This is a genomic window from Aquaticitalea lipolytica (genome assembly GCF_014641635.1).
Taxonomy (GTDB): Bacteria; Bacteroidota; Bacteroidia; order Flavobacteriales; family Flavobacteriaceae; genus Aquaticitalea; species Aquaticitalea lipolytica.
This window is the reverse complement of the sequence record NZ_BMIC01000001.1, coordinates 12,914-39,574: the sequence shown is the minus strand read 5'-3', so window position 1 is coordinate 39,574 and position 26,661 is coordinate 12,914. Positions and strand designations below refer to the sequence as shown.

Sequence of the window (26,661 nt, the reverse complement as noted above, 5' to 3'; positions counted from 1 at the left end):
TAGGAATTGTAAATGTAAATTAAAAATTGATAAAAAAAAATAAATTAAGTATTTTATCGAATATATTTGCATTATAGCGGTTTTTTTACATATATTGAAAACCAGAATTGCTATAGATATAAGAATCCCTAAACTATTATGAATTTAAGATTTACCTACTTAACCGCTTTATTATTTACTTTTTTTATTACTTCATCTTACTCCCAAGTTGGGATTGGTACTACAACTCCAGATGCGTCATCAATTTTAGATATGAGTTCAACAACTCAAGGTGTTTTAACGCCTAGAATGACTACTGCAGAACGAGTTGCAATTGCTAGTCCAGCTAAAGGCCTCTTGGTTTTTGATGCTGATTTAGATGTGTTTTATTATTTTGATGGAACAACTTGGCAGCCTATTGGAGGAGGAGATAAAAGAAACAATTATAAACTAGTAAAAAGTGTAGCAGATTTATCTGATGAGCTAACTGCTGGTGGTGGCTCTACTTATCTGCTCGATACAAATACATTATATGAAATTAATGGAACAATTGTTTTAAATTATTCAATAGACTTAAATAATGCATATCTAATAGGATTAGATACAAATGAAGATATTTTGGTTTTCCCAGGCGGAACACTTTTCTCAGGAAGCAATGGAGGTAGTATAAGAAACCTAACTCTGTCTGCACCTGGAGGTACTGTTTTTAACATTGATGATGTATCTGGAAGTCAAAATTTTGTTCTTCAATCTTCAGTTGTTGCAAATTCAAACTCAGTAGGAACATTAAAAGGTTTTTATTTAGCATTTTTAAATATTGTTCAATATGCTGGTAATACTGATGGAATTGCTTATGAAAGCATAAATGATTTGCTCTTAAATAATCAAGGTTGGTTAGATACTAACTCAGGTACATATGAGACTTTTGCTGGAACTTTTAGTTTAATTGAAAAGGTGAGTGGTTTTAGTCAAGTTTCTGCTGGTAATATTGGTGTTGATTTAAGTTCTAATCCAACAGTAGGCGAAGGTGTTTTATTGAGTACTGCGTTTTCTGGTGTTGGTAACTATGTTAATGGCTATACAGTTGGATCTTACACAAATTATTATTTTACAAAAGAATGGTTTGTAAATTCACCAGGGCTTGAATTAGAAACAGATTTTGTTGCTTCAGGAAATTTCTACAATACAAATTCACTTACAACTGGCTTTACACAAACTATCTCAGATGGAACAGCAGTTGAAATAGAAGGCACAGGTACTTTTACTACAGATGGTTTATTTCGTTTTGCATCTTCTGGTGGAGGAAATAGATTAACTTATGATGGATTGGCTACTCGTAATTTTAAAGTAACTGGCTCATTGTCTATTCGCGTTTTGAATGCAGCTGGAGATTTTTATGCAATAATGTTAGCTAAAAACGGTGTAGTAATAACACAATCAAACGCTGTTGCTTATATTGATAGTAATACTCAAATTCAAAATATTGCCTTAAACTGTAACGTAAAACTGGCTCAAGGTGACTATGTTGAAGTTTTTGTACAAAGGTTAACAGGTAGTGGTACAGATACTTTAGCCGTGTTTTCTGAAAATTTAAGTATAAATTAAATAGCCTAAAATTTCATAGTTAATCTAACATTAAATACACGTGGTGTTAAGTAGTTTGGAATTGCATATTGACGCTTGCTGTAAACATCTCTAACCCACGTATTTGTAATTGAGTTTTGAACATCAAACATGTTAAATATTTCTACTCCTAGAGTTAGTTCCTTAAAGTTGTTTTTCCAATTAGATTTATATTGTTTTTCACTATCAACAATTACATAAGAGAATCCAACATCTGCGCGTTTGTAATCTCTTAATCTGTTTTGATAGTCATAAGGGTCTGTGTAACTTGGAGAGCCACCAGGAACACCTGTGTTATAGACTAAGTTTAAGTACATTTTAAGTTCAGGAATATTTGGTACGTAGTCTTGAAACAAAACTCCAAATTTTAAACGCTGATCTGTTGGACGTGCAATATAGCCTCTATCATCAATGTTTTCTTCAGTTTTTAAATACCCAAAGCTAAACCAAGATTCTGTTCCTGGAACAAATTCACCATTTAACCTAAGGTCTAAACCATAAGCGTAAGCTTCTGCATTATTTTTTGCTCTATAACGAATACGAACGTTTTCAATAGTGTATGGATTTACATCTGTCATTTTTTTGTAGTAGGCTTCAGAAACTAGTTTAAAAGGTCTGTCCCACATATTAAAACTATACTCATTACCTAATACAAAATGAATTGATTTTTGCGCTTTTACATTTGGTCTTACCACACCTGAAGAGTCTCTTAATTCTCTATAAAATGGTGGTTGGTAATATAATCCTCCAGCAACTCTAAAAAGCATGTCCTTATTCCAGTTTGGTTTTATAGCAAATTGTGCTCTTGGACTAAATACTATCTGATTTTCTCCACTAATACCATCACCATTAACCACCCAATTATGTGCTCTAACACCAGCATTATAGAACACTTCATTATCTCCCAATATTGTGCGTTTACTCCACTGCAAATAAGCTTGTAATCTGTCTATTTGAACGCTATTTGTAGCTCTAACATTCTGAAAAGCTACAAGTGGACCTTGATAAGGTTCGTAAGGCTGTTCGTTAAAGAAATCTAAGTGTGGTGGATTAATTGAAAATCCTGCAGAATCTATAACTTCCCATTCAACTAAACGGTCTCTTATATCTTCATGAGTATACTTAATTGACCACTCAAAAGTGTTTTCACCTTTAGTATAATCTCCTTTGTGTTCAATATTTGTTATTAGTGCATCTAAATCGTTTCGAGCGTGCGTTAACTGTGAGCCAATACCTTCACTAAATTCTACTTCTCCCAGATTCTCGTCTCCAATATTACTGTTTACTTCACCAAGTCTGTATTGAGCCAATATATCAAAGTACTCTTCTTCTAATGTATGGTAAGTAGATGCAATTAACTTTAAAGTAACATTATCGTTTAAAAAATAGTTTGCTTTTATAGCGCCAAAATAAGTTTGGTATTTATCTTTTTCTTGACCATCGTAAAACACAATTAAAGCCAGTGGATTATCAATAGTACCAAAATTTGTTTGTCTATTTTGTGGTTGAAAATTGTACTTGTTTATAGATATATTACCTAAAAAATTAACATGAAATTTATCTGTAAACTTATATGTTAAATAGGTTTGTGCGTCTGCAAATACAGGCTTAACTATACCTTCAGTTTCTAGTGAGTTTAGTAATAAGCTATTGTCTCTATAACGTAAACCAATAATACCAGATAATTTTGAGTCTTTAGAAATTGCTTCAGCAGAAAGACTTCCTCCTGTTAAGCTTAAATCGGCATTCATTGCAAAGCGAATAGGTTCTTTATAAGTTATATCTAATACTGATGACAACTTATCTCCATATTTGGCTTGAAATCCTCCAGCAGAAAAATCAACATTTTGAACTAAATCGGTATTAACAAAACTTAAACCTTCTTGTTGGCCTGAACGTACTAAAAATGGACGATATACTTCAATTTCGTTTACATAAACAAGGTTTTCATCAAAATTCCCTCCTCTAACAGAGTATTGTGTACTTAATTCATTAGAAATGTTAATTCCTGGTAATGTTTTTAAAATATTCTCAACACCTGGTTGCGCACCTTTTATTGTTCTTAGTAACTGTGGAGAAATAGTAGTTACACCATCAACTTTTTGTCTTGTATTAGTATTAATAACTACTGTAGGAATCTGCTCAATATTTAATAGCATTACAGGGTTAAACTCTAGTTCTTGACCATTTTTTAATTTAAAAGTTACCACAACACGCTTAAATGTAATATGTGTAAACTCAATAGTTACGTCTGTATTTGCAGGAATTTTTAGTTCATAAAAACCATTTTCATTAGTAGTTGTGCCTTTGTCTAGAGCTTTTATACTTACGTTTGGAACAGGTGAATTTGTTTCGTCTAGTATAACTCCCTTAATAGTTCCTGATTGTGAAAACCCCAAAAGAGGAAGACATAAAAAGAAGAATAATTGTAGATAAAATGATGCTTTCAATAGAGATTGGTTTTATTTTCTGAAAAATGTTGCTTCAAATGTAGAACTATTTCCAACATTATCTGTAACAACTAGCTTCAATTCGTTTTTAGTATCAGTAATTACATTATCATTAAAATCAAAAGTAAGACTTCCGTTTTTATATTCATACTCCATAAGTATCCATTTTCCATTTACAGTAGCTCTATAATTACTAATTCCTGATAAATCGTCGCTAATTTTTAAAGTTAAATATCTGTAATTACTTATCCATTTGCCATCTTTAAAATTTGTAGGTGTAATGGTTGGGTTTGTAGTATCTAAAACCAAAGCATAGGTTCCTAAAGCGTTAGAATATGCAGAAAGTGTATTATCTTTCCTTTTTGTAGATAAATAACTTGGGTATTTTTTATAACCCAATAATTCGGCAATAAATAGCCTGTCTTTATCAGATTCTTTATAGTTACTTATATCGTATTGTAATGATACATTTTTTTGAAGCGGAATTTTGTCTTCATCAAGATATATAGTATCATTACTGACTTTAAAATCTATAAAAGTATCATCATAAAAGCTGTTTGGCGCAAAATAGACAGATACATTTTTGTCTTTTAGGTTTGTTGCTTGATTTGCAAAAACATAATAGTTTTTTTTGTTTTCAGGCTTTTTTAGGATTGCTTTAGGCTGGTTTCCATCAATATGTATATTTATCCAACTTTCATTGCCTTTAAAATCAGAGATTTTTACTTTATAAACTGATGATGTTCCATTTTCAATAGTTATATATCCATTCTCATCTAAATTTTTATACATACTTAATGGATTGTCTTTTTCAACAAACAACTTTTGTATTCTAGACCTTTTTGCTTTGTAGTACTCATAATCAAGAAAACGATTAATATGTCTGCTTTCATCAAAAGAAAAGCGGAAAAAATCCATTTCAAATTTTCTATTGCCATTAAAGAACGTTTGAATATTGTATACGCCATTATAATTATTGGCTAGGTCTTGCTGATCGTAAGCCACAACACCAAAACCAATTTTTCCTATAGCTTCAATATTCTCTACAGTATATTCATTTCCTTTAGAAGGAATTAATCTTAATTCAGTTCTATTATTTTTACCATTAATAAAAGAGTTTTCATCTTTAGGGTATGCAAAAACAGCACTAATTAATGGCGATTTAGAATCTTTTACATTAATGCCAAATAACAAAGGATTAATTGGTCGTTCTTCATTATCTCTAATTTCAAAATGTAAATGTGGTCCACCAGAACCACCTGTGTTGCCTGAATAGGCAATAATTTCGTCTTTACTAACAGCTAAATCTGAAGCAGAAGGAAATACCTCAATTTCATAACTTTCTTTTTCATACTGTTTAGCTTTTATATAAGCTTCAATTTTTGGAGAAAAACTTTGTAAATGACCATAAACAGTAGTGTAGCCATTAGGATGAGTTACATATAAAGCCTTGCCATAACCATAATGCTGAATTTTAATTCTACTTACATAACCTTCAGCAGCAGTGTACACATTTTTACCAACTTTTTGTTGTGTTTTTATATCTAAACCAGAATGAAAATGATTAGTTCGTAACTCGGCAAAAGTTCCAGAAAGCACTAGAGTAATATCTAATGGGCTTCTAAAATAATTTTGAGGATATTCAACTTGAGAAAAACTTAATTGGGTTATTAAGAGGGAAACTAAAATGTATTTCATCTGTAATATTAGTTGTTTTTAAAGGTCAGATGTTATGTCTAAAGAATGTTTAAAATTAATATTATAAATATTGTTTTAAACATTTCATGTATATAACGTTAGAAAGTCTAAAAATATTAAAAAAAGTTAATAAAGCTTAAAAATTGCAAAGAGTAAAAATTAAAAATAAATCATATAACTTCAATATTTACAGTTGTATTAACGGAGTTTATTCATCTAATAATTAAATATTTTAAAATTTATTGTAAAAGAATTGTAATTTTTGATTTGGTATGTTAACTTTGTTACATCAGTATTGAAAATTGTAAATGAGTAAAATTGAAGATATTGTTGATTCTTTAGAGAATAAAATCAGCAAAGTTTTGCATAAATATGAGGTTTTGAAACAAACCAATGCGAAGCTTTCGGATGAATTAGCTAACCATCAGCAAAAAATTATTCAACAACAAGAAGAAATAAGTACTTGGGTTGATAAATTTGAATCACTCAAAATTGCAAATTCAATGTTGGGCAGTGATGAAAATAAACGAGAAACAAAGCTCAAAATAAATACATTAATTAAAGATATTGATCATTGTATTGCTCAATTATCAGAATAATGTAAAGCTATCATAAATGTCAGAACAGCTAAAAATTAAGCTATCTATAGCTAACAGAGTATACCCTTTAACCATATCACCAGATCAGGAAGAAGGATTACGTAAAGCAGCTAAGAAAATTGAAACAATGATTAGCCAATTTGAGCAGAATTATTCTGTGAGAGATAAACAAGATGTATTAGCAATGTGTGCATTACAATTTGCATCTCAAGTAGAACAAAAATCGATAGATAAAGAGTATGTTAATGAAGATGTCAAAAACAGGTTATCTGCTTTAGACGATTTACTTCATTCGCATTTAATCTCTTAACGTTCTTTAAAATAAACATAGGTTACTGCCTACATTAGTTATTTTTTTTGATAAACTCAACGTTAATTCTTTAAAAAGGGTGAGTTTAAGTTGTAAAATCGAGCTGTCTTTGAACAGATTTTTGATCAGCTTGTTAGCCCTAAACTTGTTTTTAAGGAGTTTATACAAAATTCGAAACTGATGTAGGCTTTTTTTATACATTAAACTAAACTAAACATGGATACGAATACAATTTTATTAATTGTTGGAGGAGTAATATTAGGCGTAATATTAGGATATATTGTAGCTAAGGCATTAGAAAAAAGTAATGCTTCAAAACTTATAAAAGATGCACAATCTGAAGCTGCATCAATTTTAAAACAGGCAAATACAGAAGGAGAGTCAATTAAAAAAGACAAGCTGCTTCAAGCCAAAGAAAAATTTATTGAATTAAAAGCTGAGCACGAAACAGTTATTTTATCTAGAGATAAAAAAATGGCTGAAGCTGAAAAACGTACTCGCGATAAAGAATCTCAAATATCTAGCGAACTAGGTAAAAACAAAAAGCTTTCTCAAGATTTAGAAGACAAAATTAAAGATTACGATTTTAGACTTGAATTTTTAGAAAAGAAAAAAGAAGAAGTAGAAAAAGCTCACAAAAGCCAAATTAAGCAGTTAGAGGTTATATCTGGACTTTCGGCAGAAGAAGCTAAATCACAATTGGTCGAGTCGCTTAAAAATGAAGCTAAAGCAGATGCAATGGCATTTGTTCAAGGTTCAATTGAAGAAGCTAAATTAACAGCTCAGCAAGAAGCTAAAAAGATTATCATAAATACAATTCAACGTATTGGTACAGAAGAAGCAATAGATAATTGTGTGTCTGTATTTAATATTGAATCTGATGATGTTAAAGGACGAATTATTGGTCGTGAAGGTCGAAACATTAGAGCGATAGAAGCAGCAACAGGAGTAGAGATTATTGTTGATGATACACCTGAAGCTATTATTTTATCTTGTTTTGACTCTGTAAGAAGAGAGGTAGCGCGTTTGTCGTTACACAAACTTGTAACTGATGGTAGAATACATCCTGCAAAAATTGAAGAAGTTGTTCAGAAAACACAAAAGCAAATTGAACAAGAAATTATAGAAGTTGGTAAGCGAACTGTTATCGACTTAGGAATTCATGGTTTACATCCAGAGTTAATTAAATTGGTAGGACGTATGAAATACCGTTCGTCTTACGGACAAAACTTATTACAACACTCGCGTGAAGTTGCTAAGCTTTGTGGTGTAATGGCAGCTGAGTTAGGTTTAAACCCTAAACTAGCCAAAAGAGCAGGATTGTTACATGATATAGGTAAAGTTCCAGATTCTGAAGCAGACATGGAAACACCACATGCTATTTTAGGTATGCAATGGGCTGAAAAGTATGGTGAAAAGCCAGAAATTTGTAATGCTATTGGTGCTCACCATGACGAGATTGAAATGACTACGTTACTATCGCCTATTATTCAGGTTTGTGATGCTATTTCTGGAGCAAGACCAGGAGCAAGACGTCAAGTACTAGATTCGTACATTCAAAGATTGAAAGATTTAGAAGATGTAGCCTTCGGATTCAATGGTGTAAATAAAGCTTATGCTATACAAGCAGGTCGTGAGTTGCGAGTTATGGTTGAAAGTGAAAAAGTAACCGATGAACAAGCTGCAAATTTATCGTTTGAGATTTCACAAAAAATACAAACAGATATGACTTATCCTGGTCAAGTTAAAGTAACTGTGATTAGGGAAACTAGAGCAGTAAATATTGCTAAGTAAATAAGTAAGCCAGTTAATCGTTAACTGGCTTTTTCTTTTGCAAAAAATAAAGAAAACTTAGTTCCTTCACCTACTTTGCTTTTTATAGTTACGTAACCGTTAAGAGATTCTATTTGCGATTTTACTAGATATAATCCAACACCTTCAGAATCTATATTGTTATGAAAAGTTTTATATAGTGAAAAAACATCTTTACCAAATTTTTCTAAATCAATACCTAAACCATTATCACTGATAATAATTTCAACATAATCTTTGTGATTAGCACTATGAATATTAATTATAGGTAATTTGTTAGGTTGTTTGTATTTTAATGAGTTGGTTAGTAAATTGAGCATAATACTCTCAAAATAAGCGCTATTAAATTGAATAGATATATTATGTTCAATTGTATTAATTATTTGGGCAGAATTCAATTTGATATCAAAACTTAGTAATCTAATTATCTCATTAGTGTTTTTGTGCAAATCGACCCAATTTGTGCTTATTTCTTTTTTGTTTTTTATTGAAACTAGTTCGTTTAAATTAGAAATTGTCTCATTCAGAGATTTAGAAATTTCATGAATATAATTTATCATTTCAATTTTTTCATCTTCTTTGCTAGCTTCATCATAGAAACTTAAAATGCTTTCTAAGTTTGCTGCATGAGATTTTAAATTATGACTAACCATGTGGCTGAAACTATGAAGTTTTTCATTTTGAAGCTTTGTTTCAGTTATATGAATATTTAATTGAGATTCAGTTAATTTTAAGTTAGTTATGTCAGTGTGGGTTCCAATTATACGTTTAGGAGTTCCATTTGGGTTAAACTCTATAATTTTACCTTTGTCTAGTATCCATTTGTATGTTCCATCTTTACATAATATTCTATGCTCATTAACATAAATTTCATTTATTCCATTTAAATGATCTTTAAAATCTTGGAAATATTTTTTTTTGTCATCAGGATGAACTCTATTATTCCAATCATTTGGGTCAGAGCCAAAATCTTCATTGTTAAAGCCAATTATATTTTTTGATTCTTGTGAATAGTAAACTTTATTAGTAGTAGCGTTAAAATCCCAAATCCCTATTTTAGAGTTTTCAAGAGCAAACTTCCATTTTAACTCATCGAAATAATTTGACTCACTTTTAAAAGGAAGTTTAACTTTAGGTAGAATATAGTTAGGCATTATAATAGCTTTGGGAACAATTATTTTCTACAAACTTAAATAAAAAAACGATAAAAAACACAAAACCTCGATAAAATGCACTATTTTCTTGGATGATATTTAGTTAATACTTCTTTTAAATGAGATCTATCTACATGCATATAGATTTCGGTAGTTGTTATACTTTCATGACCTAACATTAATTGTATGGCACGTAAATCGGCTCCATTCTCTAAAAGGTGAGTTGCAAACGAATGTCTAAAAGTATGTGGAGATATGTTTTTATTTAGCCCTATTTTTTCTGCTAGTTGTTTTATTATTGTAAAAATCATAGCTCGTGTTAACTGTTTTCCGCGTCTATTTAAAAATAAGGTGTCCTTATATAATGGAGAAATAGTTATATGTGAGCGTATCTCTTTTATATAAATAGTTATATACTTTTGAGTAGAAGGTCCAATTGGTACAAAACGCTGTTTATCGCCTTTACCAGTTACTTTTATGAAGCCTTCTTCAAAGAATAAGTCTGATATTTTTAGATTAGTTAATTCACTTACACGTAAACCACAACTATATAATGTTTCTAATATAGCTTTGTTGCGTTGTCCTTCAGGCTTACTTAAATCTATAGCATTAATTAATGAGTCAATTTCTTCAATGCTTAGTGTATCGGGAAGTTTTCTACCAATTTTAGGAGACTCAATTAAATCTAAAGGATTTGTAGTTCTGTAATCTTCAAAAACCAAATAGCTAAAAAAGCTACGCAAACCTGAAATTAGTCTCGATTGTGATCTAGGATTAACGTTTTTGGATACATCATAAATAAATGGCTGAATAACTTCGTTGCTAATATTAATAGGTGAGACAGTAATATTATTTGTTTCTAGATAATCTATAAGTTTGTTTATATCATACTCATAGTTAGTTATCGAATTTTTTGATAAGCCACGCTCTATTTTTAAATAATGTTTGTAATCTTTAAGAGCGTTTTGCCATTTCATGAGTTATATGTGTTTAAAAATGTATGTGAAATTAGAGTAAAAATAAGATTATTCATCAACTATACATAATATAAACCATACGATAAATGTCGTATTTCAGCCTATTTTTGTTAATAACTAAAAATCTCAAGTACTTCAAAATCAATATTATAAATTCAAATTGTTAATTAAATTGTTAATAAGTAGTTAATAAAATTAGTACATTTAGAAAAAATGTGTTTAATTTGACTTAATCAATTTTAAAAACTTAAAAAAAATGAAAAAATTAATTTTATGTGCTGCAATCGCAGCTTTTGGATTAAGTAATGTTAATGCTCAAGAAGTAAAGTTCGGAGCAAAAGCAGGTGTTAACTTTGCTAGTTTAGGTGGAGATGACTCTGATGGTCTAGATGGTTTAACTTCATTTCATGTTGGAGGTGTTGTAAACATTGGTGTTTCAGATAAATTTTCTGTACAACCTGAGTTAATGTATTCTTCTCAAGGAGCTTCTTATGATGGAGGTGATTTAAAACTAGATTATCTTAGTGTTCCTGTTTTAGCTAAATTTATGGTAGCTGATGGTTTTAGTATTGAAGCTGGACCACAAATAGGTTTCTTAATGTCAGCTAAAGACGACGGAGAAGACGTTAAAGATTTTTTAAAGAGTACTGATTTCAGTGGTGCAGTAGGTTTAGCTTACCAAATGGAAACAGGACTAAACTTTGCAGCTCGTTACAATTTAGGATTTGGTAATATCCTTGATGGTGATGGTGATCTTAAAAATAATGTAATTCAAATTTCAGTTGGATATATGTTCTAACTAAGTTAAAATGTAAATATTATAAAAGAGGAGGCTATTTAGCTTCCTCTTTTTGTATGCTTTAAAGTCATAAACTTGTTGTAAGTTTATTCATATAGAATTGCGATTATTTACTTGCTCAATCTAAAACTATAAAATATATTTGTAGCACAAATTTTAATAATTAAACTCAAATTTATTATGAAAAAAATATTATTACTTACTGCAATTGTAGCGTTTGGATTATCAAACGTTAATGCACAAGATTCAAAATTTGGTGTTACTGCAGGTTACACTAACATTACTGAAAAAGCATCTTTTGAAGGAGATTCATTTTCATCAAGTGAATCAGGATTCTATATTGGAGTATTAGGAGATTTCACTATTTCAGAGAAGTTTCATATACAACCAGAAGTTCTTTATGCTAATGCTAGCGAGACTAATTTCTTGTATATTCCTGTATTAGCAAAATTTATGGTATCTGAGCAATTTGGAATATTAGCTGGGCCTCAAGCTAATTTAATTTTAGAAGATGTTGTAGAAGGTTTTAACACATTAGGAATTGACCTTACTTTTGGTGCAAATTACGATATCAACGAAAATTTCTTTATTGAAGCTAGATATGGTTTTGAGGTAACAAACCGAATTAAAGATGGTGGAGATCTTAAGGATAGAATTAATACTTTAAATGTAGGTATTGGTTATAAATTCTAAATTTAAAACAATCATATTTTAAAAAACCGAAGCTAATTACTTCGGTTTTTTTGTGCTTAATTTTTTGATATATTTACATTATGAAGAAACTAATGATTATTAATGGTCCTAATTTAAATTTATTAGGTACACGAGAGCCTGAAATTTATGGTAATTTGTCGTTTACAGAATTTTTAGATGAGTTAAAAGCGAAGTATACTAATATTCATTTTGATTATTTTCAATCTAACATCGAAGGAGAGCTTATAGATAAACTACAAGAGGTTGGCTTTAGTTATGATGGTATTGTTTTAAATGCAGCTGCATATACACATACATCTGTAGGAATTGGAGATGCAGTAAAAGCTATTAAAACTCCTGTAATTGAGGTTCATATTTCTAACACATTTGATAGAGAAAAATTTAGGCATAAGTCTTATGTGTCGCCTAATGCAAGAGGTATAATTATTGGTTTCGGATTACAGAGCTATGAATTAGCAGTACAGAGTTTTATTTAGAAAATAGATAAATTTTTAGACATAAAAAAAGTTCCAGAAATTTCTGGAACTTTTTTGTTTTATCTTTTAGATTTAAGAGTATTTACAAGATTACAAGTGAATCACTTCTCCATAGGCATCAGCAACAGCTTCCATAACAGCTTCACTCATTGTTGGATGTGGATGTACAGCTTTTAATACTTCGTGTCCAGTAGTTTCAAGTTTACGTCCTAAAACTGCTTCAGCAATCATATCGGTTACTCCAGCACCAATCATATGGCAACCTAACCATTCGCCATATTTGGCGTCAAAAATTACTTTTACAAATCCGTCTTTTGCTCCAGAAGCACTTGCTTTTCCTGATGCAGAGAAAGGGAATTTTCCAACTTTTATATCGTATCCTTTTTCTTTAGCTTGTTTTTCAGTTAAACCTACACTAGCAATTTCAGGATAGCAGTATGTACAACCAGGTATATTACCATAATCTAATGCTTCAACATGTTGACCTGCAATTTTTTCTACACAAAGTATACCTTCAGCAGATGCTACGTGAGCTAAAGCTTGTCCTGGAGTTACATCTCCAATAGCATAATAACCAGGAATATTAGTTTGATAATAATCATTCACTAAAATTTTATCTCTATCTACAGCAATTCCTACATCTTCTAATCCGATATTTTCAATATTAGATTTAATTCCAACTGCAGAAAGAATAATATCTGCTTCAAGCGTTTCTTCACCTTTAGCAGTTTTTACTGTAGCTTTTACACCTTTTCCAGATGTATCTACTTTAGTCACTTCAGAAGATGTCATAATATTAATTCCGCTTTTCTTGAACGATTTTTCTAATTGTTTAGAAACATCTTCATCTTCCACAGGAACAACATTTGGTAAATATTCAACAATAGTTACTTCTGTTCCCATTGAGTTATAGAAATATGCAAACTCAACACCAATTGCGCCAGAACCAACAACAATCATTTTTTTAGGTTGTTCTTTCAAACTCATTGCTTCTCTATAACCAATAACTTTTTTACCATCTTGTGGTAAACTTGGCAATTCGCGAGAGCGAGCTCCAGTTGCAATTATAATATGATTTGCACTGTATTCTTTTCCATTAACATCTACTTTTTTTCCAGCTTTAAGCTTTCCAAAACCTTCAATAACGTCAATTTTATTCTTTTTCATTAAGAATTGAACCCCTTTACTCATGCCATCTGCAACACCACGACTACGTTTAACAACAGCATCAAAATCTTTATCAAACCCTTTAACTGATAAACCATAATCTTCTGCATGTTTTAAATAATCAAAAACTTGAGCAGATTTTAATAAGGCCTTTGTTGGTATACAACCCCAATTTAGGCAAACTCCACCAAGGTTTTCTTTTTCGATCACAGCAGTTTTAAAACCTAATTGCGATGCTCTAATAGCAGTTACGTAGCCACCAGGACCACTTCCGAGAACAATAATATCGTATTTACTCATGAGATTTTTTTAGTCTTTATTAGAAGCTACGAATTTACAAAACCTATTTTGAAAAATAAATGTATGATAGATTTTATTTAGGATAAATTATATATTATAAGTCGTCTATAAAATGTCTGCGACCTTTATCTTTTGAAAATTTATCTGTATTGTATTTAATTGAATCGCCTTTTGGAATTGATAATGATTGCCAGTTTTCTTTTTTAATTATAGTACCTATTAAAACAATTTGCCCAACATGATAGGAGTAATGAGCAAGTTGTCTGTTTATAGCTTCTGTAACTGTATGGCCTTGGTTTCTAATATATATAATACGTTCTAAATCTTCATTTTTTAATGGTTTTAAGGCATCAAACAAACAACACCATCCTTTATTCCAGCTTTCAATTAAATCCGATTTAGTTTTAAATGTATCCATAAATTCTGAATCACGATGTCTCCATTCTTTCTCGCCATCTTCGGTTAAAAAGTTTGTCCAACGTGATAGCATATTTCCAACTATGTGTTTTACAATAATTGATATGCTATTATGATGCTCATGTAGTTGCCAATGTAAGTCTTCGTTTGTTAGTTGGTTAAAAGTTTTATCACCTAAGCTTTTATAGTATTCAAATTGCTTAATGCTACTAGTTAAAAATGTATTTTCCATTTAAATAACCTTATAAATTATAAATAAAAATAGTGATACAAAATCATTAAAACTAGGTTTTATTATAGTTAGATTTTATATCACTATTCAAAAAGGTTAAAGTGAAATCTTTATTCAGATTTTGGAATAAACTTTAATGCAACTCCATTAATACAATGGCGTTTACTTGTAGTATTTCTTGGGCCATCATCAAAAACATGACCTAAATGTCCACCACAAACTGCACAATGCTCTTCGGTTCGTACATAGCCCAAATCTCTATCTGTTGAAAAAGCAACATTTCCTTTAATTTCTCTATCAAAACTTGGCCAACCTGTTCCTGAATCAAATTTATGTTCACTTTTAAATAATGGTGTATCACATGCTGCACAAACATAAACACCAGCTTTATAATTTTTGTTTAATGGACTAGAAAAAGGTCTTTCAGTCCCAGCTTTTCTTAATACATAATATTCATCTGAAGATAATTGAGATTTCCATTCAGCATCAGTTTTTGTGACTTTAAATTTATCTTGTGTTTTCTTTTGTTCTTTTTTTTGAGCAATTCCATTACAACTATATAAGGCTATAACTAAGGTTAATAAGAAGAATTTTTTCATAATAACAATTTTTGTTTTTGTTTAAGTCGAATTAAGTATAAATAAATAACATTGTTGAGAAAAACTTTTTTACAAGTATGGAACAGTTTTTGTATTTTTATAGAAGTTAATTTAAAACCCATCAACAATGAAATTTAAAAATAAAATTGTAGCATTTGGTGCAGTATTATTGTTTTTGTCTTGCGCAACAAATCCTTTTACAGGAAAGAAAACAATGGCATTAGTCCCAAACTCTCAATTATTTCCAACTGCCTTCCAGCAATATAATCAGTTTTTAACTGAAAATAAAGTAATAAAAGGCACTGCCGATGCACAAATGGTTACAAAAGTGGGTCAGAAAATTGCGGTTGCTGCTGAGCGTTGGTTAAATGCTAATGGATATCAAGGCTATTTAAACGATTACAAATGGGAGTATAATTTAGTAGATGATAAAACAGTAAATGCTTGGTGCATGCCTGGAGGAAAAATTGTATTCTACACAGGAATACTTCCAATAGCTAATGGTGAAGCTGGAATTGCAGCTATTATGGGACATGAAGTTTCTCATGCTCTTGCAAATCATGGACAGCAACGTATGAGTGCAGCTTATGTGCAACAAGGTTTAGCGATAGCAGGTAATGTTGCTATAAAAAACGATCAAGACAGAAATGCATTTAACCAATATTATGGTGTAGGTTCTAATGTATTAGGTATGCTACCTTTTAGCAGAAGTCATGAGTCTGAGGCTGACGAAATTGGACTTTATTTAATGGCTATTGCAGGTTATAATCCAATGGAAGCTGCTGAATTATGGAAACGAATGAGTGCACAAAGTGGAGGACAAGCACCACCTGAGTTTTTAAGTACACACCCATCAAATGAAAGTAGAATTAAAAACATTACTGAGTTAGCTCCTAAGGCAATTGCTGAAGCTAAAAAATTTGGTGTAACTACATTTAAAGATTAAAAAACGTATAGTTTAAAATATTTATCTATTTTAGAAGCTGTTCTTCCTAAGCAAGGAATTGAACAGCTTTTTTAATTTTAAACTATGGCAGAACTTCAAAAAGGAAGCAAGAAATTGCTTAACGCTTGGGCATTTTACGATTGGGCTAATTCAGTGTATACCTTAACTATTGCATCTTCAATATTTCCAATATTTTATTCAGCATTATTTCTTTCAGAAATCAAAAAAGTACATGCTTTTGGGTTTGAATTTAAAAGTACAGCACTTATAACTTTTGTAACAGCTTTCACTTTTTTAGTTGTAACATTTACTTCTCCATTATTGTCTGGAGTAGCTGATTATGTTGGTAATAAAAAGGCATTTATGAAGTTTTTTTGTTACACTGGCGGAATAGGGTGCATTGGTTTGTATTGGTTTAGTCTTGACCATATTCATTTAAGCTTGTTATTTTATTTTATGGGTTTAATAGGTTATTGGGGAAGTTTGGTGTTTTATAACTCTTATTTGCCAGATATAGCGTTTCCTGAACAGCAAGATAGTATTAGTGCAAAGGGATTTTCAATGGGTTATATAGGTAGTGTTTTATTATTAGTCATAAATCTTATTATGGTTATGAGTCAAGAAAATGGGGAAGATAAAATGCAAATGATGCGTTACTCATTTATTACTGTTGGTTTATGGTGGATACTTTTTAGTCAGTATACATTTTATATTTTGCCAAAAGGAGTATCAACAGGACATAAAGTCACAAGAGCAGTTCTTTTTAATGGTTTTAAAGAATTAAAACAGGTATGGAATCAATTGACACAAAACTTAAGGCTTAAACGTTATTTAACTGCTTTTTTTGTGTTTAGTATGGCTGTGCAAACAATAATGCTTGTTGCAGTTTATTTTGGTGAAGAAGAAATAGCATGGGGAACTGATGGAGAAAAAACTACAGGACTTATTACAAGTATTTTAGTTATACAACTTGTCGCCATTCTTGGGGCAATATTAACATCTAAAGCGTCATCAAAATTTGGGAATATAAAAACTTTGATTTTTGTAAACTTTGTATGGATGGCATTATGTTTTTATGCCTATTTTATGGAAACACCTATTCAGTTTTATATTGCTGCTGCATGTGTTGGTTTAGTTATGGGAGGAATTCAAGCATTAGCAAGATCAACTTATTCTAAATTTTTACCAGAAACTGAAGATACAACCTCATTTTTTAGTTTTTATGATGTAGCAGAAAAAATTGGAATTGTTATAGGAATGGTAATTTTTGCTCTTATAGATCAGTTTACAGGTAGTATGCGAAATGCTATTCTTTTCTTATTTATATTCTTTTTAGTTGGTATTGTTTTGCTATTTAGGGTTCCAAAGGAAAATACTGTAATAGAATAATTTTATTATGTTTGTAAAAAAACAACTACATGAAAATCGCAAAAATCACATTTAAATTCTTATTAACAACATTACTTATTTCATTTTACGCTTGTGATAATGAAGCATTAGATAATGGACTTAGTCAAGGTAATGGAGATGGTGAAGCAGGAGGAGAGTCAACTGGAGATTATTGGCCAATGGCTGTTAACAATAATTGGATATATGATTATTCGTTAGATGGTGTTCAGCAAGAAGATTATAATATGACAATTGATGCATTAAGCACTTTTGAAGGTAACCAAGCATATTTATATTCTCAGTTTATGCCAACTGTTTCAGGTACAGACGGAACAGAGCTAGAAAGTTTTGATATAGATTTCTATACAAGAAAAAATGGAGGCGACTATATTGTTGGAGTAGGTGATTTAACAGCCGATTTTTTAGGCTTATTTCAACTTAGTCAAACAGGGTATAGTTTTATTATTTTAAAAGATTATTTGAACGTAGGAGAAACATGGACAAAAAATGTGCAAACGACAACTACATTTACATCCAGTGACCCTAACTTTCCAGATTTACCTAGCGTTACAACTGACTTAGTTTTAAACTTTGAAATTGTTGCAAAAGATTTAACTGTAGATGTAAATGGTACAAGTTATAGTCCTGTAATTAAAGTTAAATACGCTTTAGATTCTTCATCAGCAGATGCACCAGACCAAACTATTCAAGCTGATACATTCTATTATTTTGCTAAAGATGTAGGTATTATTAAAATTGAAGGTACTCAATACGATTCTGGAGATAATATAACATCCAATTCGTTGCAAGAGTTAAGTTCTTATACATTAAATTAGAATATATATAAACAAAAAAGCCACTCAATATCTGAGTGGCTTTTTTGTTTTAAAGCAGATTCATTAATTACTTATACTTCCAGATCCAGCTACTTTTGTGTCTTCAGTTTTCGGATTGCCTGTATATTTTATATCTCCAGAGCCAGCAACTCTAGCTTTTAGGCTTCCATTACAAACAACTTGTGCATCACCAGAACCTGCTACAGATACATCAGTGTTGTTAGATTGCAAATCAAACCCATGAAAATCACCAGAGCCAGCTACTCTAGCTTCTAATGAATTTGTTTTTCCTTTAAGCGTTAAATCTCCAGATCCAGCTAAACTACTTTCAACGGTAGATGCTTCGATATTTAACACCACATCTCCAGAACCAGCTAATGCAACTTTTAAATTGTTTGAAGTGATTTTGTCTTCATTCCATAAATCGCCAGAACCAGCAAGTGACACCTGGTTTATATCTTTAAACGGAATAGTTATTTTTACAGTCTTATTCCAGCTTGGACTTAAATTAATATGATTTTCTGTTTTTACAATAAGGCTACCATCTTTTACTTCGGTTATAATGTAATCTAGTAAGTTAGATTCACCTTCCAGAGTTATTTTTCCTTCTTCACCAGCTACAAGTACATAATCAAATGATCCTGCGCATTTAATACCTTCATAATCGGAAGTGGTTCTTGTTGCTGTAGTAATATTTCCATTACCTTTTATCTTTTTTTGTGCTTGTATTGTACTAATAGTTAGTATTGCAATTAATAAGATTAATTTTTTCATGATTTTTAGTTTTTTGATTAATTTCTTTTGAATGATACACTACCATAGTTAGATTTTATTCTAATTAGGTTTGATGTGCTTGAATTGCCATAATAACCTTGGTAATATTTATCTGTTGATTCTATTCTTTTTTTAGTAAACTGAAACCCTTCTGAGTCTCTTAATGAAGCATATTCTAAATCTAGATCAAATTTAAAATTGTAAGAAGCATCAAATCCTATAGTAATACCAACATAATCTGATTCTATGTTTACATTACCAGCATTAGAATTCATTCTTTCAATTTTAATTGAACCATAATCTGCTTTTATATCAATATTTTTATAAACGTCTCCTATTAGAGTAGTAAGGTAATCACCATTTCCAGTTACATTATTTACATTTTCAACTGTTATTGAGCCATAATCGCAATTGTAACTTACATTCTCAGCAATTTTAACTACCGACTTTGTGTAATCAGCAGATATTTCTAAATTCTTAGCTTTTGATACTATAAATCCACTATAATCAGCATTTATTTTTCCACTTTTTATGTATTCAAAATAACTGTTTTGTGTATAGTCAAATGATAGATAATTATTGTCTGCCATTAGCTCCTTAGTTGTTATTTTTCCATAGTCACAATTTATATTAGCACGACCTTCTAACTTATCTAAATTAATACTACCATAATCATTACTTAGGTCTACACTGTTGGTTATTGGTAACTTAATAACATAATTAATTTCCATATTTACATTATTGTTTTTTCCCCAACTCCACCAAGAATCAGATTTATTTTTATCAAATATTGTTTTTGCAGACACATATTCTGAACTAGAATTAAACTCTACTGTAATTTCGTCTAATTTTTTTTGAGCTTTGTCTTCATCATTACTATTAGTTTTAACAGTAACTTCAATGTAAGTTTTGTTTCCAGAATAAGTAACTATGTTAATGTTACCATAGCTGTTATTTACTTTTAAATTAGCATTGCTATTTACGGTAAATTCTTTTTTTATTGTTTTTTCTTTTGTGTGTTTGCCATTAAGACCATTGCTTCCTAAAACCATTGTAGGAATCAATAACAGCATAAATACTGCTTTATATAGTAATTGTGTTTTCATAATTATTAGGTTTACTATTTTCTCTTAAGAAGAAAATATGTTGTTTAGTTATATTGTTTCTTGATTGTACTGTTTTACTTCTTCAATATTTTGCATTACGTTTTGTAATATTTCAATTCTGTTTTGAAAATTTGAGATCATAGCATAGATAACGCGTTTATCATTGCCACTTTCGGAAAGGTCTATTTTTAGTTTGTTGTAATCTTTTTCAAGGATATCGAGTTGTTTTAAAGCATCATTAATTAAAGCTTCAGTTTCTGGTGAACGTTCATTATTTAGTTTTGTTAATTCTAAAGCTATTGTAGATGTAAAAAAATCTTGAGTTTTTGATAACTCTGGCGATACACTTGCTAAATCTTTAACTTCAGGCTCTTGTTGAAACACTGTTATTAAGCTAAAACATAGCACTATTGTTGCAGCAACAGCTATTAAAGGTTTCCATAACTTAAAGCCTTTAGCTTTTGCCAAAGTTTTATTAGAACCGTTTGAATTAAGCTTAGATATAAAACGTTCTTGATGACCTAAATTAGGTGATTCAACATCAAACTCATTTTTTAAGCTTTCAAATAGTGTCTCTAAATTTTCTTTTTCCATGGTCTCTTTATTTAAGCTATTGTTAATAATTTCTGTCTTAAACTCTCTTTTGCTCTCGATATGAGGGTTCTACAATTTGCGTGAGTTATATTCATAATTTCACAAATTTCCTCATAATCGTAACCTTCAATTAAATGCAGTGTCAAACCTAATTGATAACTGTCTTTTAAAGATTTCATAGTATTGATAATTTGAGAGGCTTTTATTGTAGCTAATTCATTATCTTCAATACCTTGATCATCTTCAACTTTGTATATCACATCATCTAAAGGCACATCTTTATGCTTATTGTTTTTATTATAATAGTAAATGCTATTATTAATTACAATTCGTTTTAACCATGAACCAAATGTTGAGCTATCATTAAGACCGTCTAATTTTGTAAATGCTGCTAAAAACGATTCTTGCATAATGTCTTCTGCCTTAAAACTGTCTTTAACAATTCTAAAGGATGTGTTATACATTGCTTTGTAATATCTATTATAAACCTCAAGTTGCGCACGCTGGTTATTAGATTTGCAAAGCTGTAAGAGCTCTTCTATATTTTGATTGGTTAGTGTCAAAAAAACATTTGCTTTAGTATAGAGATGAAGTTAAACATTGTTTGTTACACTTTTTATAAAAAAGTTTTTTTGTAGAATGTAGACTAATGGCATAACTATTGAAATTATAGAGATAGAATTTACTCGATTTAAAGTGTAAACACTTGTTAATCAAAGGTAAATTAAATATTGTTAAATTAATTTATAAATTCGTTTTGTTATTTTAATGACAGAATGACCTAAATATATATATGGCTAAATCTAAATTTTTAAGTCTTGACAGTTTGTCATTTCAGGATTTTGATGAAAATTCAGAATTAATTCCTTTAATGACTCCAGAAGACGAAGCTGAGATAAATAATGAATTACTCCCAAATACACTACCAATTTTGCCTTTGCGTAATACGGTTTTGTTTCCAGGGGTTGTTATTCCTATTACTGCAGGTAGAGATAAATCAATAAAATTGATAAATGATGCTAATAAAGGAAGCAAAGTTATTGGTGTTGTGTCTCAAAAAGATGAAACAGTAGAAGATCCTATTGGAAAAGATATTTATAAAATAGGAACTGTAGCAAGAATTTTACGTGTGTTAAAAATGCCTGATGGTAACACGACTATAATTATACAAGGTAAAAAGCGTTTTGAGATTGATGAAATAATGTCTGAGGAACCTTATATTACTGCAACAGTTAAAGATGTAAAAGAAGCAAAACCTGCTGTAGATAATGAAGAGTTTTCTGCAATTATAGACTCTATTAAAGAGTTAGCGCTTCAAATTATAAAAGACAGTCCAAACATTCCTACAGAAGCAACGTTTGCTATTAAAAACATTGAAAGCAGCTCATTTTTAATAAATTTTGTGTCTTCAAACATGAATCTTTCTGTTGAAGATAAGCAAAAGCTATTAGAGATTAATGATTTAAAAGAGAGAGCTTTAGCGACCTTAAAGTTCATGAATGTTGAGTTTCAAAAATTGGAACTTAAAAATGATATTCAATCTAAGGTTCAAAGCGATATGAACCAACAGCAAAGAGAGTACTTTTTGCATCAGCAAATGAAAACCATTCAAGAAGAACTTGGTGGTGTGTCATATGACGAAGAGATTGATGAAATGAGACTGCGTGCTAAAGACAAACTTTGGGATGATAAAGTAGATGAGCATTTCCATAAGGAACTGGCAAAACTACAGCGAATGAATCCTCAAGTTGCAGAGTATTCAATTCAGCGCAATTATTTAGACTTGTTTTTAGACTTACCTTGGAGTGAGTTTAGTAAAGATAAATTCGATCTTAAGCGTGCTAAGCGCATTTTAGATAGAGACCATTATGGGTTAGATGATGTTAAAAGACGAATAATTGAATATTTAGCTGTTTTGAAACTGCGTAACGATATGAAGTCTCCAATACTATGTTTATATGGACCTCCAGGAGTTGGTAAAACATCACTAGGTAAATCTATAGCAGAAGCATTAGGTAGAGAATATGTGCGTATGTCGCTTGGTGGTCTAAGAGATGAAGCGGAAATTAGAGGACATCGTAAAACATATATAGGAGCAATGCCTGGACGTATTCTTCAAAGTTTGAAAAAGGCTGGTACTGCAAACCCAGTATTTGTTTTAGATGAAATTGATAAACTTTCTAATAGTAATCAAGGTGATCCTTCTTCTGCAATGCTAGAAGTTTTAGACCCAGAACAGAATGGAGAGTTTTATGATAACTTTTTAGAAATGGGATTTGATCTATCTAAAGTTATGTTTATTGCTACTGCTAACAGTTTAAGTAGCATTCAGCCAGCTTTATTAGATAGAATGGAAATTATCGATGTTACTGGTTATACTATTGAAGAGAAAGTTGAAATTGGTAAAAGACATTTATTACCAAAGCAATTAAAAGAGCATGGACTAGAAGATAAACACTTAAAAATTGCTAAACCACAGCTTGAAAAAATAGTTGAAGGTTATACTAGAGAGTCTGGAGTAAGAAGTCTTGAGAAACAATTAGCAAAAATGGTGCGTTATGCTGCAAAAAACATTGCAATGGAAGAGCCTTATAACATTAAAGTTACAAATGAAGATGTTGTTGAAGTTTTAGGTATACCTAAACTTGAGCGTGATAAATATGAAAATAACAATGTAGCTGGTGTAGTTACGGGTTTAGCTTGGACTAGAGTAGGTGGAGATATTTTATTTATTGAATCAATTTTATCAAAAGGAAAAGGAACTTTAACAATCACTGGTAATTTAGGAACTGTAATGAAAGAATCTGCAACAATTGCTATGGAGTATATCAAAGCTAATGCAGATGAATTTGGAATTGACCCTGAAATATTTGAAAAATACAATGTTCATATACACGTACCTGAAGGAGCAACACCAAAAGATGGTCCTAGTGCAGGTGTAACTATGTTAACATCGTTAGTGTCTTTATTTACGCAGCGTAAAGTAAAAAATAGTTTAGCAATGACAGGCGAAATTACTTTAAGAGGTAAAGTATTACCTGTTGGAGGTATTAAAGAAAAAATATTGGCAGCTAAACGTGCTCGCATTAAAGAAATATTGCTTTGTGAAGACAATAGATCTGACATTGAAGAAATTAAACCAGATTATTTAAAAGGGTTAAAATTTCATTATGTTACAGATATGAGTGATGTTCTTAAATATGCACTTACTGATCAAAAAGTCAAAAACGCTAAAACGTTATAATAGAAAACCTCAACATTTTGTTGAGGTTTTTTTTTCATTCAAAAATAAAACAAACTTACATTCGTTTTAAGATAGATATATTACTTTTGCAAGCCTATGCTTAAGAGGATTACCACTTTATTAATTATAATTTTTGCCTTACCAATGTACGCTCAACTTGGTGGTGAATCTACATATCAATTTCTTAATTTAGTATCATCACCACGTCAAGCTGCATTAGGAGGTAAAGTAATTACTAATTTTGATTATGATGTTGTTGGTGGCTTGTACAATCCTGCTGCGATTAATGTTGAAATGGATAATCAATTAGCACTAAACTATTCTAGTTATTTAGGAGGAATTAGTTATGGTACAGCTGCTTATGCCTATACATGGGACAGACATGTTCAAACCCTCCATATAGGTATGACTTATATTAATTATGGAACCTTTGATGGCTATGACCAAAGTGGAAATTCTACAGGAACTTTTACAGGTAATGAAGCCGCATTATCTTTTGGTTATGCATACCAAGTACCATTTACAGATTTTTACTTAGGTGCTAATGGTAAAATTATCACTTCAAGTTTAGAACAGTATAGCTCAATTGGTGGAGCTGTTGATATTGCTGCCATGTATATTAATGAGCGATTAGATTTTCATGCTGCACTAGTAGTAAGAAATCTAGGAACGCAATTTACCACATATGCAGGTATGCAGGAAAAATTACCTTTAGAGATTAATTTTGGAATGTCTCAAACATTAGAAAATGTCCCTATTCGTTGGCATTTAACTTTTGAAAATTTACAACAGTGGCCAATAGGAGAGTCTAATCCTGCAAGAGCAACAACAGACTTAGATGGTAACCAAACACAAGAAAAAGTAGGCTTTCTTAATGAAACACTTCGACATACAATAATAGGAGCAGAGTTATTTCCAGATAGAGGTTTTAGTATAAGAGCAGGTTATAATTTTAGAAGAGCTGAGGAGTTGCGTATTGTGGATCAACGTAATTTTTCAGGTTTGTCTTTTGGTATAGGTATAAAGCTTAATAAAATGAGATTTAGCTATAGTCATGCTCGTTATTCAGGAGCATCTAACACAAGCTTCTTTGGGTTACAAATAGATTTAAGATAATGCAAAAAATTACAATAGCTATAGACGGTTTTTCATCAACAGGTAAAAGTACAGTTGCCAAACAACTAGCTAAAGCATTAGGATATGTTTATGTTGATTCTGGAGCTATGTATAGAGCTGTGACTTTATTCGCAATGCAAAATGGTTTTATTAATGAAACACATTTTGATAGTGATAAATTGATAGCTAATTTAAATACTGTTGAGATTTCTTTCAAGTTTAATAATAAGCTTGGTTTTGCTGAAGTATTTTTAAATGATAAGAATGTTGAAAATGAAATTAGAACATTAGAAGTTTCACAATTCGTAAGTCAAGTATCCGAAATTTCTGAAGTTAGACGCATGCTAGTTAAACAACAGCAGCAAATGGGCAAAAATAAAGGTGTTGTTATGGATGGAAGAGATATTGGGACAGTTGTTTTTCCTGAGGCTGAATTAAAAATATTTATGACAGCTTCTGCTGAAACAAGAGCAAAACGTCGTTTTCAAGAATTGCTTGAAAAAGGCGCTAATGTTGGTTATGATGAAGTTTTAGAAAATGTTACTTCGAGAGATAAAATAGATACAACACGAGAAGATTCTCCACTTACAAAAGCAAATGACGCCATTGAGATTGATAATTCGTATTTGTCAATTGAAGAACAATATAAAATGTTACTGGAACTAGCCGAAGAAAAAATTAGCAATAAAGCATAAAAAAAGCGACTTATTTTAAGTCGCTTTTTGTTTTTAATTATAAGAAGATTATAAATTAGGAATAATCAATTCTTGATTTGGATGAATTAAATCAGGATTCTTTAAAATATCTGTATTTGCAGCAAATATCTTTTGGTATTTAGATGCATCATCATAATATTGCTTAGCAATTTTCCCAAGAGTTTCACCACTTTTAACAGTGTGTCTATGATATACAGATGTATCTGCTACTTTTATGTCAGCAACAATATCAGTAGGATTTGCTCCACCTACTTCTTTTATTTTATCCCAAAGTAAGTTTTTTTCGTATTGAGTATTTGCAGTCCCTTTAATTTTTAAGACACCATTTTCTTCATTTACATCTCCGTTTTGAATGTTTAATTTTTGACCTAAGTCTAATACACTTTGGTATTTTGATTTAACCATGATAATTTTTTTAAAGTTTTAATTAATACTGTTATAAAGATAACAATTATAATGCCGAAATCTTAACGTTCTGTAATTCAGTTTTTAACAAAATTATTTTTTTAAACGCAACCTTTAAATATTGAGGTGTATTTTTTGGTATTAAAAGTTAAATATTGTATTTTTGCGCTCCTTTTAGCGACGCCTTAGAAAGATAAGAGGAACAAAACAAAATAATTATAACACTTCT

The 26,661-nt window shown here is 30.6% G+C and carries 25 protein-coding genes and 1 other RNA gene; 14 read left to right on the top strand and 12 right to left on the bottom strand.

The genetic code is table 11. The annotated features are described in order from the left end of the window. Nucleotides 1–138 precede the first annotated feature (138 nt). Nucleotides 139–1,584 (top strand): phage tail-like protein, encoded by a 1,446-nt coding sequence (locus tag IEW41_RS00185; RefSeq protein WP_188604320.1) that lies wholly within the window; start codon nucleotides 139–141, stop codon nucleotides 1,582–1,584. Between the two features lie 5 nt (nucleotides 1,585–1,589). Here the strand turns inward: IEW41_RS00185 and IEW41_RS00180 are convergent, their stop codons facing one another. Both IEW41_RS00180 and IEW41_RS00175 read right to left on the bottom strand, forming a co-directional pair. Then, nucleotides 1,590–4,052, bottom strand: a complete 2,463-nt coding sequence (locus tag IEW41_RS00180) for a carboxypeptidase-like regulatory domain-containing protein (RefSeq protein ID WP_188604319.1) — start codon at nucleotides 4,050–4,052, stop codon at nucleotides 1,590–1,592. A gap of 12 nt (nucleotides 4,053–4,064) precedes the next feature. Next, nucleotides 4,065–5,750 (bottom strand): M23 family metallopeptidase, encoded by a 1,686-nt coding sequence (locus tag IEW41_RS00175; protein ID WP_188604318.1) that lies wholly within the window; start codon nucleotides 5,748–5,750, stop codon nucleotides 4,065–4,067. Nucleotides 5,751–6,058: 308 nt separating this feature from the next. Between IEW41_RS00175 and IEW41_RS00170 the strand changes: the two genes are divergently transcribed. The 4 genes from IEW41_RS00170 to rny all read left to right on the top strand — a co-directional run bounded on the left by IEW41_RS00170 (nucleotide 6,059) and on the right by rny (nucleotide 8,453). After that, entirely contained in the window at nucleotides 6,059–6,349 is a 291-nt protein-coding gene (locus tag IEW41_RS00170) for a coiled-coil domain-containing protein (RefSeq protein ID WP_188604317.1), read from the top strand. Nucleotides 6,350–6,365: 16 nt separating this feature from the next. Next, nucleotides 6,366–6,659, top strand: coding sequence for a cell division protein ZapA (locus tag IEW41_RS00165; protein WP_188604316.1), 294 nt, complete (start codon nucleotides 6,366–6,368; stop codon nucleotides 6,657–6,659). A gap of 54 nt (nucleotides 6,660–6,713) precedes the next feature. Next, a non-coding RNA gene (gene ssrS, locus IEW41_RS00160) (6S RNA) lies at nucleotides 6,714–6,821 on the top strand. Nucleotides 6,822–6,875: 54 nt separating this feature from the next. Further along, a complete protein-coding gene (gene rny / locus IEW41_RS00155; RefSeq protein ID WP_188604315.1) occupies nucleotides 6,876–8,453 on the top strand; it encodes a ribonuclease Y in 1,578 nt (525 codons plus the stop codon). A 20-nt stretch (nucleotides 8,454–8,473) separates the two neighbouring features. Here the strand turns inward: rny and IEW41_RS00150 are convergent, their stop codons facing one another. Further along, the gene (locus IEW41_RS00150) at nucleotides 8,474–9,625 is read right to left on the bottom strand and encodes a PAS domain-containing sensor histidine kinase (RefSeq protein WP_188604314.1); all 1,152 of its coding nucleotides are present in this window, start codon (nucleotides 9,623–9,625) and stop codon (nucleotides 8,474–8,476) included. Nucleotides 9,626–9,705: 80 nt separating this feature from the next. Then, nucleotides 9,706–10,602 (bottom strand): site-specific tyrosine recombinase XerD, encoded by an 897-nt coding sequence (gene xerD, locus IEW41_RS00145; protein WP_188604313.1) that lies wholly within the window; start codon nucleotides 10,600–10,602, stop codon nucleotides 9,706–9,708. Between the two features lie 256 nt (nucleotides 10,603–10,858). On the opposite strand from xerD, the gene IEW41_RS00140 reads away from it, so the two are divergent. The 3 genes from IEW41_RS00140 to aroQ all read left to right on the top strand — a co-directional run bounded on the left by IEW41_RS00140 (nucleotide 10,859) and on the right by aroQ (nucleotide 12,591). Then, nucleotides 10,859–11,401, top strand: a complete 543-nt coding sequence (locus tag IEW41_RS00140) for a porin family protein (RefSeq protein WP_188604312.1) — start codon at nucleotides 10,859–10,861, stop codon at nucleotides 11,399–11,401. Between the two features lie 180 nt (nucleotides 11,402–11,581). Then, on the top strand, nucleotides 11,582–12,094 hold the full coding sequence (locus IEW41_RS00135) for an outer membrane beta-barrel protein (RefSeq protein WP_188604311.1): 513 nt from the start codon (nucleotides 11,582–11,584) through the stop codon (nucleotides 12,092–12,094). Between the two features lie 80 nt (nucleotides 12,095–12,174). Beyond that, on the top strand, nucleotides 12,175–12,591 hold the full coding sequence (gene aroQ / locus IEW41_RS00130) for a type II 3-dehydroquinate dehydratase (RefSeq protein WP_188604310.1): 417 nt from the start codon (nucleotides 12,175–12,177) through the stop codon (nucleotides 12,589–12,591). 90 nt (nucleotides 12,592–12,681) lie between these two features. On the opposite strand, the gene lpdA is transcribed toward aroQ, so the two are convergent. The 3 genes from lpdA to msrB form a co-directional block, all read right to left on the bottom strand. After that, on the bottom strand, nucleotides 12,682–14,058 hold the full coding sequence (gene lpdA, locus IEW41_RS00125; RefSeq protein ID WP_188604309.1) for a dihydrolipoyl dehydrogenase: 1,377 nt from the start codon (nucleotides 14,056–14,058) through the stop codon (nucleotides 12,682–12,684). Nucleotides 14,059–14,152: 94 nt separating this feature from the next. Next, nucleotides 14,153–14,707 carry a DUF1572 family protein gene (locus IEW41_RS00120; protein ID WP_188604308.1) on the bottom strand — a complete coding sequence of 185 codons (555 nt, stop codon included), beginning with the start codon at nucleotides 14,705–14,707 and terminating at the stop codon, nucleotides 14,153–14,155. A gap of 110 nt (nucleotides 14,708–14,817) precedes the next feature. Next, the gene (msrB, locus tag IEW41_RS00115) at nucleotides 14,818–15,306 is read right to left on the bottom strand and encodes a peptide-methionine (R)-S-oxide reductase MsrB (RefSeq protein WP_188604307.1); all 489 of its coding nucleotides are present in this window, start codon (nucleotides 15,304–15,306) and stop codon (nucleotides 14,818–14,820) included. A gap of 127 nt (nucleotides 15,307–15,433) precedes the next feature. Between msrB and IEW41_RS00110 the strand changes: the two genes are divergently transcribed. From IEW41_RS00110 to IEW41_RS00100, 3 genes are all read left to right on the top strand, one after another. Continuing rightward, the gene (locus IEW41_RS00110; RefSeq protein ID WP_188604306.1) at nucleotides 15,434–16,252 is read left to right on the top strand and encodes a M48 family metallopeptidase; all 819 of its coding nucleotides are present in this window, start codon (nucleotides 15,434–15,436) and stop codon (nucleotides 16,250–16,252) included. Nucleotides 16,253–16,336: 84 nt separating this feature from the next. Beyond that, nucleotides 16,337–17,641 carry an MFS transporter gene (locus tag IEW41_RS00105; RefSeq protein WP_188604305.1) on the top strand — a complete coding sequence of 435 codons (1,305 nt, stop codon included), beginning with the start codon at nucleotides 16,337–16,339 and terminating at the stop codon, nucleotides 17,639–17,641. Between the two features lie 29 nt (nucleotides 17,642–17,670). Then, nucleotides 17,671–18,477: a hypothetical protein gene (locus IEW41_RS00100; RefSeq protein ID WP_188604304.1), complete on the top strand. Its 807-nt coding sequence runs from the start codon at nucleotides 17,671–17,673 to the stop codon at nucleotides 18,475–18,477. A 63-nt stretch (nucleotides 18,478–18,540) separates the two neighbouring features. Here the strand turns inward: IEW41_RS00100 and IEW41_RS00095 are convergent, their stop codons facing one another. From IEW41_RS00095 to IEW41_RS00080, 4 genes are read right to left on the bottom strand one after another with little or no spacing between them, the layout of a single operon-like run. Further along, complete coding sequence (locus IEW41_RS00095; RefSeq protein WP_188604303.1) at nucleotides 18,541–19,251, bottom strand: head GIN domain-containing protein; 711 nt, start codon at nucleotides 19,249–19,251, stop codon at nucleotides 18,541–18,543. Nucleotides 19,252–19,268: 17 nt separating this feature from the next. Next, nucleotides 19,269–20,357 (bottom strand): DUF4097 family beta strand repeat-containing protein, encoded by a 1,089-nt coding sequence (locus IEW41_RS00090; RefSeq protein ID WP_188604302.1) that lies wholly within the window; start codon nucleotides 20,355–20,357, stop codon nucleotides 19,269–19,271. A gap of 48 nt (nucleotides 20,358–20,405) precedes the next feature. Beyond that, nucleotides 20,406–20,951 carry a hypothetical protein gene (locus tag IEW41_RS00085; RefSeq protein WP_188604301.1) on the bottom strand — a complete coding sequence of 182 codons (546 nt, stop codon included), beginning with the start codon at nucleotides 20,949–20,951 and terminating at the stop codon, nucleotides 20,406–20,408. Nucleotides 20,952–20,962: 11 nt separating this feature from the next. After that, nucleotides 20,963–21,514, bottom strand: coding sequence for an RNA polymerase sigma factor (locus tag IEW41_RS00080; RefSeq protein WP_188604300.1), 552 nt, complete (start codon nucleotides 21,512–21,514; stop codon nucleotides 20,963–20,965). 230 nt (nucleotides 21,515–21,744) lie between these two features. Here IEW41_RS00080 and lon point away from each other — a divergent pair, with 230 nt between their 5' ends. The 3 genes from lon (at nucleotide 21,745) to cmk (ending at nucleotide 26,006) form a co-directional block, all read left to right on the top strand. Beyond that, a complete protein-coding gene (gene lon / locus IEW41_RS00075; protein ID WP_188604299.1) occupies nucleotides 21,745–24,195 on the top strand; it encodes an endopeptidase La in 2,451 nt (816 codons plus the stop codon). 96 nt (nucleotides 24,196–24,291) lie between these two features. After that, complete coding sequence (gene porQ / locus IEW41_RS00070; protein WP_188604298.1) at nucleotides 24,292–25,311, top strand: type IX secretion system protein PorQ; 1,020 nt, start codon at nucleotides 24,292–24,294, stop codon at nucleotides 25,309–25,311. After that, nucleotides 25,311–26,006, top strand: a complete 696-nt coding sequence (gene cmk / locus IEW41_RS00065; RefSeq protein ID WP_188604297.1) for a (d)CMP kinase — start codon at nucleotides 25,311–25,313, stop codon at nucleotides 26,004–26,006. The genes porQ and cmk overlap by 1 nt, the downstream gene beginning before the upstream one ends. 48 nt (nucleotides 26,007–26,054) lie before the next feature. Here cmk and IEW41_RS00060 read toward each other — a convergent pair whose 3' ends face one another. Then, complete coding sequence (locus IEW41_RS00060) at nucleotides 26,055–26,432, bottom strand: LysM peptidoglycan-binding domain-containing protein (protein ID WP_188604296.1); 378 nt, start codon at nucleotides 26,430–26,432, stop codon at nucleotides 26,055–26,057. Nucleotides 26,433–26,661: the final 229 nt, after the last annotated feature.